Raw genomic sequence first — 8148 nt, forward strand, 5'->3', positions numbered from 1 at the left:
TACTATATGGAACAAAAGCCTTGAAACTTGTATTCAAGGCTTTTTTGCTCTAAATATTGATTGTTTTATTTTTCAAATTTTATGCTGGGAAATAAAGGTTTAAAATTTCAGTCTTTTTATTAAGCCTAAATAGATAGTTCTAAATTTTGTAATTCTAAAAAACCTTCTTTCTGATGTATATTATTTAAGAGTAAATCCTTCCAAGTAACTTGAGCAGAATTATTGTTCATATTGCTTTAAATGAAGTTTTACTTGGAATTATATCGATTGATATTTGTGATATTTAAGTTCACTATGTAATAAGAAAATAACTGTATTTGAATGGTAGGATATTTTTTTTAAGAAAACCTAGACCTCTAGTTTCATTTAAACTCCATAAAAATTGGTAAATGGTCCGAAATCTCTCGCGCTCGTTCCAATTTTTTACAGTTGCCTACAAAGTCAATAGTTTTTGCTTGTATCATTTCAATTCCAGAAGTAAAATATACATTGTCTATTGGGTGACTTCGATAATCACCATTCTTGCATACCGTTTTTAAAGTTGTGCGTTCGTTCTGTAAAGCACTTTTAAAACCTTTACTATAAAATGGTTCCCAAACAATATGCTTTTCATTCAAATTGAAATCGCCAGCAATAAGAACGCGATTAGAATTTAATCGTTCTGGGAAATCTAAAAAGTTTATGATTTCTTCATGTGGATTATCGTCAAATTTACGCGAATGATAATTCACCACATAAAAAGGATTTGATTTTCCTTTAATTTTAAATGTTGCAATAAAGGGTTCGCGATAACAAAGCTCTTCCAGTTCCTTATCCAAATAAGCGCGACCAACTAAACTGACTTTAGATGTTTTCCAAAGAAAAGCATAGCGTTCGCTCATATACACAGAAGGACTTTTTGTCGGGTCGCTAATTTGATAATCCCATTTGAAACCCATTCGGTTTAATTCGTCGGCAATTTTTGCCACGGCTTGCGCTCCAGCAGGATCTTTAGCAACGACTTCTTGAATGGCAACCACATCAAAGTCTCTTAAAATATTAGCTATTTCGTAAATGTCTTCGGGTGTTTTCGTTCGGCCAAGATGACGGATATTCCAAGAAGCAAGTTTTATTTTTCCAAATTGATCTTGTTGGTCAGTGTCTTCAGTATAAGTTGTTTCTTTAATTAAATCGCCATAATCATCCAATGGAATCGCGAAATTAAAACCGAAGTAGCAGGAGAATATTAAAGCGACAAGAACGTAAAATAAAGGATGATTTTTAATCATGATAGATTGTAAATGGTGGAAGGAGCAGATTATTTTTTTTTACTAAAAAAAGCTGTTACATTTTGCTAATGTAAGAATCATTCAGGAAGATGTAATGAATGGAATACTAAATTTAAAATTAATTCCATCTTTAAATAGTAGTTAAGCTGTTTAGTTGAAACGCTTTTAATTATATATTGAATGTAAAACGACTTATAGAGCGTTTTAAACCCTTACAAGTCGTTTTTATTCTGGATAATAAGTTAGGTGTTTTATCCGATTTATTTTAATGGTCTCAAATTTAGTTGAAACTAATACTTTAGTGCATCTCGCTTTAGTTTCTAGAAATTTTTGACATGAATTTCACAAACTTAACGGCCGCAAGGCGGGCTCAACAGACCTTCAGTCTGTTTCATTACGTGTTAGAAATTATTTCTTTTCTGCCGGAGGTGTAATCATAATATGCGATCTGTGGGTGTCAGCATCCATTAACCAAGGCATTCCTGGCAGTCCAGGTTGTGATGGCAAACCCGTTTCTAACGTGGTCATATAAGGTTTATAAAGTACATAACGGATTTTACTGTTTTGTAATTCACCACTATCAAAATCAAGATCTTTTTGCGCGGCAGTAAGCACATAAACAGCAGCTGGTAGTTTAGGCATAAACAAAGTTCCTGCATCGATTTCATTTTTTCGAATTTCCCGTTTTTCCAATTCCGATTTTCCTTCAGCAAGCAATTCTCGACCTCTCGCCATATAAGGCTCCAGTTTATCACTATAGCAAGATGTGCTAATTCCGTCTTTGTTAGGATTGTCCGCCAAACAGACTACTTCGCTTTTGCCTTCTCGCAAGGTAATGAGTTCGCCTTCTTGGTTATATCCTAAAATTTTTGCGGTTTCTTGATACATTTCAGGACATGCCATAAGCGTTGTCTTAATTTGACTTTCTGCAGATGGAATTTTAGATTGTCCCATGGCAGAAGACATACAAATGATTGCTGATAATAGAAATAAATTTTTCATAATTAGACTTTTAAGATGGACTGCTTAAGCTACGAAATTTTTAAAGAATCATAATGATTTTTAGTTGTTTACTGGGTTTTTGTGCGAAATTAGGTGATTGGAAGGGAGAAGAGGGGGGAATAATTAAAATAATTAGCTGTTTTATTTATTATTAAGTGCTAATCCAATTTAAATTAAAATGAGCAGAAAATTATAGACTGCCCTTTTAATATTTTTTATCTAAACTCAATTATTTCAGTAGAAATGGTCGCGCTTATTCTTTTTTCAGTTTCTATTATATCTACAGAAATATTCACTAATGTTCTACATCCAGTTAATTCTATACCAGCTTCTCTAGCGTTTTCATGCAATTTTGCTTTAGCTCGAGATATAATTCCTTCCTTATTGGTTATGTTGCCAGTTACAATTTTTTGAGTAGCAATGCCTTTAAAGTTACCGAGCACCGCAAAATTGTTGCTAGATAAAACCGTTTGTGTTTGATTAAGTTGATTAAGTTGATTAAATCTGCCATGATGAAGACTAGTTCTACAAGCTACCAACAGCTAATTCTAAAATAATTTTTTCATTTTTTGCTAATTAAAATTTAACCTACTTCATATTTTTAGTTTTGTTCGGCTTATTCCGACTTTTATAATATTTCGATAATTGGTTTATTGTAATATTTTAGAAATTTAGTTCTTTTAAAACAGTTAATTTTAATCATATTATAAAGCGCCTCTAATTTTTTACATTAAGACCTATACGGTTAACCGTAAGTTCAATTCTACTTGTAGAAGTGTTTTATTAACTGGCTAGTTACCATTTTTATAGTACCATTTTAGTTTTAAAATAATTGATAAAAAGCGATATTTTTTCTGAAACACCAATTTCTAATCAAGACTATCCATAATTGATTATTATAAAGTATTATGTTAATTTGGTTTTCACTTTATTAACTTTATCCTAATTTGCGGTTAGTACAGAGTTTTATAACAAGCAAGATTATAAAGGATTCGCTTTCATTTAAAAATAATTATTATATAGAAATATGGCTATACTCGGAAATATTATCAAAGGCGTTATAGATATTAAAGATTCATTTTCTTCAGATATGAATCCTGTTGAAGCACAAAATGAGGTGTTAGAGCAGTTATTAAATAAAGCAAAAGACACCGAATTTGGGAAGCATTATAGCTTCAAATCTATATTAGAATCAGAAAATATAGCGAAAACCTTTTCAGAGAAAGTGCCTTATTTCGATTATAATAAAATTAATAAAGAATGGTGGTACAAACTTCAAGAAGGTACACAGAACGTTACTTGGCCTGGACATCCAAAATATTTTGCATTAAGTTCGGGAACAACCGGTAAAACCAGTAAGCGTATTCCAGTTACTAATGAGATGATTGAAGCCATAAAGCAAGCAGGAATCAATCAAGTATTTGCTTTATCTCATTTTAATTTTGAAGCTGATTTTTTTGAAAAGGAAATTATGATGCTTGGTAGTTCTACTGATTTACACGAGAACAATAAGCATTTAGAAGGCGAAATCAGTGGTATTACCGCTAGTAATATTCCATTTTGGTTCAGAAGTTATTATAAACCAGGTGAAGACATCGCTAAAATTGAAGATTGGGATGAACGCGTCCAACATATTGCTGAAAATGCCCGAAATTGGGATATTGGCGCTTTAAGCGGTATACCATCTTGGATAGAATTGATGCTACAAAAAGTAATTGAACATCATAGCTTGAATCATATTCATGAAATATGGCCTAATCTTCAAGTGTACACCTCTGGAGGTGTAGCTTTTGGTCCGTATGAAAAGAGTTTTAATGCACTTTTAGGTCACTCGATTACGGTTATCGACACCTATTTAGCTTCCGAAGGTTTTATGGCATTTCAAGCAAGACCAGAAACAGACGCCATGCAATTGGTGACCGATAACGGCATCTATTTTGAATTTGTGCCCTTTAAACCTGAATACATAAAAGAAGATGGCTCATTAATACCGGATGCGCCTGCCGTTACTTTGGCAGACGTGAAATTAAATCAGGATTATGTATTGATTATAAGCACGGTTAGTGGTGCTTGGCGTTACGAAATAGGCGACACAATTGAGTTTACAGATGTAGAACGCTCTGAAATAAAAATTACGGGTCGTACCAAATTTTTTATAAATACGGTAGGATCGCAATTGTCCGTTAATAAAATGGATGATGCTATGCAGGAATTGGAGAAAAAATTTGGAACTAAAATTCCAGAATATACTATTTGTGCAAAACGTGGTGAGGATGATGAATTTTATCATTATTGGTATATTGGAAATGATGATAAATTGAATTCTGAAGAAGTTGCAGAAGCTTTAGACGACTTTTTAAAGGGTGCCAATAATAACTATAAGGTGGCAAGAGGCAAGGCTTTAAAAGGTGTTCGTGTTAAATTAATTCCACCTCATGTTTTTCACGAATGGAGTGGTGCTAATAAGAAAAAAGGGGGACAAGTTAAAATGGAACGTGTAATGAACGAAGAAAAATTCCAAGAATGGGAAGATTTTGTTAGTTCACAGTTGTAGATTCAATCGATTCAGGAACAACGCCATCACGTTTGTTAACAATGTCCATGATTTCTTCCGGTGATAAATAATATTTTACAATACGCAGTTTATAGGAGGGCGTTATTTGGGCGTTATTAAGAATAAAATCTTTAGTTTTCAGAATATAGGATTCCATACCTTGCGAAACAGCAAAAGTATCGGCGGCTCGCTCCGCTTCGATGATGTGGTTATCAGAAAATAGATACTTGAGTCCAAACCAAATTAGATTCATAGTACTTCGATTTTGATAATCCATAATATGTCCAAATTCATGACCAATCCATCCAATTAAAATGTCCGAGGGAATATCTTTGGTAGAAAATTCTTGATCTGAAATCTTAAAATTCTCACTAATCAAGATCACATATTCACGTTTCTCTTTGGATTTGAAAAAGCTGCTAATTTTAGGTTGCGCCTGCATGGTGGATTTCTTGATGTTTTTTTTGAACTTAATTTCAATGGCAACATCATGCAAGTCGGGATAATAATCCAAAGCAGTTTTCACCTCGCTTTTAATAGAATTTGGGACTTGTACTTGAGCGTATTCTTTAATTGAGGTCATAAATATAATTAGAAATATGAATTGTTTCATAGTCCATACAGTATAATAAATATTTTTTAGTTAGCTGTGAATTTTAAAAAAAGATTAACATCCATAGACTTAATTTTAAGATTTCTGTTTTCGGGCTTTTACAGTGATAGATTTTTATCTGATTTTATGGAAAAGAGTCAGGGTACGTTCAGTTTTAGTTATATAAATTCCATGAATTTTTCTTTTTTAAAATTGTGGAACAAACCGAAAAAGAAAAGAGTTATAAAACGTGTATAATTAATCGGCTGTAGGTTATTCAACAATCTGGGAGCTGTTGGGGTTGCAATTTCTATTTCGTTTTATTTTATTAAACGACACTTTAGTTAAGAAACTATTCTTTTGAATAAACGTTAACATATTTAAAAGTTAGACTTTGTTATGGAACAATTTTTGTACTTTTAAACCAATAATTAAAATATATATGAAAATTAGAAATAAAATAACTGGATTATTGGCAGTAATACTTGTTGCTTCATGTGCAACCAATCCTTTTACAGGAAATCAAACTATGGCCTTGGTTTCTAACGATCAGTTGTTTCCAACGGCGTTTCAGCAGTATAGTCAAGTACTTTCTGAAAATAAGATTATTACAGGAACTTCTCAATCTGAAATGATTAAACGTGTTGGCCAGCGTATAGCGTCATCTGCAGAGCGTTGGTTAAATGCAAATGGGTATCAAGGTTATTTAGAAGGCTACCAGTGGGAGTATAATTTAATTGATGATAAATCAGTTAACGCATGGTGCATGCCAGGAGGTAAAATAGCATTCTATACAGGTATTTTGCCTATTGCAGAAAATGAAACAGCTATTGCCGCTATAATGGGGCACGAGGTGGCACACGCATTAGCAAATCATGGTCAGCAAAGAATGAGTGCTGCTTATATTCAACAAGGTATTGCGCTTGCAGGAAATGTTTTTATTGAAGATGACAAAACACGTGATATTTTTAATCAGTCTTATGGTATTGGAACAGAAGTAGGTTTAATGTTACCGTTTAGTAGAAGCCATGAAACGCAAGCTGATGAAATTGGACTAATATTAATGGCCGTTGCTGGATATAACCCATCAGAAGCCGCAGAATTATGGAAGCGCATGGATGCTAATAGTGGTGGGCAAGCGCCACCTGAATTTTTAAGCACGCACCCGGCTAATGCATCCCGTATTGAAAATTTAACCAGTTTGGTATCTCGAGCTAACGCCGAAGCTAAAAAATATGGTGTTGCGAGTTATAGACCTTTAGGAAAATATTAAGGTTATAAAATTATTTGTTTACTTTAGGGGCTGCTCAATAAAAGAGCAGCTTTTTTTATGAAAAAACCACTACCCAAAGGCAGTAAAAAATTATTAAATGCCTGGGCTTTCTACGACTGGGCCAATTCCGTTTACACGTTAACAATAGCATCTTCCATATTTCCCATTTTTTACTCTGCATTATTTATTTCCGATATTAAAGTTGTAAATGCTTTTGGATATGAACTTAAAAGTACAGCACTTATAACTTTTGTAACTGCTTTCACTTTTTTGGTTGTTTCCATAATGTCGCCATTATTATCTGGAATAGCAGATTATGTCGGTAATAAGAAAAGTTTTATGAAATTTTTCTGCTACGTAGGCGGGATTGGATGTATTGGATTGTATTGGTTTAGTTTGGATCATATTTACATCAGTTTGCTTTTCTATTTTATGGGGCTTATAGGGTATTGGGGAAGTTTGGTGTTTTATAATTCCTACTTACCAGATATTGCTTTTCCAGAGCAACAAGACCGCATTAGTGCAAGAGGGTTTTCATTGGGTTATGTTGGTAGTGTTATTTTACTTGTCGTTAACCTTGCTATGGTAATGAGCCAAGAAACCGGTGAAGCAAAAATGGAAATGATGCGTTGGTCCTTTATTATGGTAGGTTCTTGGTGGATTTTATTTAGTCAATATACCTTCTATATTTTACCTAAAGGCGTTAAAAACGGGCATAAAGTCACCAAGAATGTGATTTTAAATGGTTTTAAAGAATTACGAAACGTCTGGCGTCAATTAAAGGATAATTTACGTTTAAAACGGTATTTAGCAGCTTTTTTCGTTTACAGCATGGCGGTTCAAACCATTATGTTAATAGCTGTATATTTTGGTGAAGAAGAAATTTTATGGGGAGATGACAGTGAGAAAACCATGGGATTAATAGTGAGTATTTTGGTGATTCAAATTGTGGCCATACTCGGTGCTTTTTTAACATCTAGAGCCTCTGAAAAATTCGGAAATATTAAAACACTTATCGGCGTTAACATTATTTGGATGGGTTTATGTTTTGCCGCTTATTTTGTAACCATTCCCATTCATTTTTATATTACTGCAGGCTTTGTAGGATTGGTAATGGGAGGAGTTCAAGCCTTATCTCGATCTACCTATTCTAAATTTTTACCAGATACCGCCGATACGACATCTTATTTCAGCTTCTTTGATGTGGCCGAAAAAATAGGAATCGTTATTGGTATGATTATTTTTGCTACCATTGATCAAATTACTGGTAGTATGCGTAATGCGATTTTGTTTTTATTTGTATTTTTCTTATTCGGAATCTTTTTATTATTCAGAGTTCCGAGAACAGCAGAATAGATTAACAGATTTATTTAAATTTCAAATTACTATATTATAGATAGATACTTATTTCATAAAAAAAGCGACTTGAACAAGTCGTCTTTTTTTATTTGCTTAATTT

General features: G+C 33.1%; 7 protein-coding genes. 3 read left to right on the top strand and 4 right to left on the bottom strand.

All coding sequences use genetic code 11. The annotated features are described in order from the left end of the window. Positions 1-362 precede the first annotated feature (362 nt). The 3 genes from BZARG_RS12845 to BZARG_RS12855 all read right to left on the bottom strand — a co-directional run bounded on the left by BZARG_RS12845 (position 363) and on the right by BZARG_RS12855 (position 2809). Positions 363-1268, bottom strand: coding sequence for an endonuclease/exonuclease/phosphatase family protein (locus BZARG_RS12845; RefSeq protein WP_008639075.1), 906 nt, complete (start codon positions 1266-1268; stop codon positions 363-365). A gap of 408 nt (positions 1269-1676) precedes the next feature. Further along, positions 1677-2270 carry a hypothetical protein gene (locus tag BZARG_RS12850; protein ID WP_040288740.1) on the bottom strand — a complete coding sequence of 198 codons (594 nt, stop codon included), beginning with the start codon at positions 2268-2270 and terminating at the stop codon, positions 1677-1679. A gap of 215 nt (positions 2271-2485) precedes the next feature. Next, positions 2486-2809 carry a DUF6567 family protein gene (locus BZARG_RS12855; protein ID WP_040288742.1) on the bottom strand — a complete coding sequence of 108 codons (324 nt, stop codon included), beginning with the start codon at positions 2807-2809 and terminating at the stop codon, positions 2486-2488. A 488-nt stretch (positions 2810-3297) separates the two neighbouring features. Here BZARG_RS12855 and BZARG_RS12860 point away from each other — a divergent pair, with 488 nt between their 5' ends. Next, positions 3298-4824 carry a GH3 family domain-containing protein gene (locus BZARG_RS12860; RefSeq protein WP_008639077.1) on the top strand — a complete coding sequence of 509 codons (1527 nt, stop codon included), beginning with the start codon at positions 3298-3300 and terminating at the stop codon, positions 4822-4824. On the opposite strand, the gene BZARG_RS12865 is transcribed toward BZARG_RS12860, so the two are convergent. Then, positions 4808-5407 (bottom strand): hypothetical protein, encoded by a 600-nt coding sequence (locus tag BZARG_RS12865; RefSeq protein WP_008639071.1) that lies wholly within the window; start codon positions 5405-5407, stop codon positions 4808-4810. The two genes, BZARG_RS12860 and BZARG_RS12865, sit on opposite strands and share 17 nt — an antisense overlap. A gap of 451 nt (positions 5408-5858) precedes the next feature. Here BZARG_RS12865 and BZARG_RS12870 point away from each other — a divergent pair, with 451 nt between their 5' ends. Together BZARG_RS12870 and BZARG_RS12875 are read left to right on the top strand one after the other, a co-directional pair. Further along, positions 5859-6689, top strand: a complete 831-nt coding sequence (locus BZARG_RS12870) for a M48 family metalloprotease (RefSeq protein WP_008639073.1) — start codon at positions 5859-5861, stop codon at positions 6687-6689. Between the two features lie 57 nt (positions 6690-6746). Further along, positions 6747-8045: an MFS transporter gene (locus BZARG_RS12875; protein ID WP_008639069.1), complete on the top strand. Its 1299-nt coding sequence runs from the start codon at positions 6747-6749 to the stop codon at positions 8043-8045. The last annotated feature ends 103 nt before the right edge of the window (positions 8046-8148 follow it).

The sequence above is a fragment of the Bizionia argentinensis JUB59 genome, from assembly GCF_000224335.1.
Lineage (GTDB): Bacteria > Bacteroidota > Bacteroidia > Flavobacteriales > Flavobacteriaceae > Algorimicrobium > Algorimicrobium argentinense.

Coding starts and splice junctions, on each gene's coding strand:
- BZARG_RS12865 (WP_008639071.1), bottom strand. CDS start 5,407: ATGACCTCAATTAAAGAATACGCTCAAGTACAAGTCCCAAATTCTATT.
- BZARG_RS12860 (WP_008639077.1), top strand. CDS start 3,298: ATGGCTATACTCGGAAATATTATCAAAGGCGTTATAGATATTAAAGAT.
- BZARG_RS12875 (WP_008639069.1), top strand. CDS start 6,747: ATGAAAAAACCACTACCCAAAGGCAGTAAAAAATTATTAAATGCCTGG.
- BZARG_RS12845 (WP_008639075.1), bottom strand. CDS start 1,268: ATGATTAAAAATCATCCTTTATTTTACGTTCTTGTCGCTTTAATATTC.
- BZARG_RS12870 (WP_008639073.1), top strand. CDS start 5,859: ATGAAAATTAGAAATAAAATAACTGGATTATTGGCAGTAATACTTGTT.
- BZARG_RS12850 (WP_040288740.1), bottom strand. CDS start 2,270: ATGAAAAATTTATTTCTATTATCAGCAATCATTTGTATGTCTTCTGCC.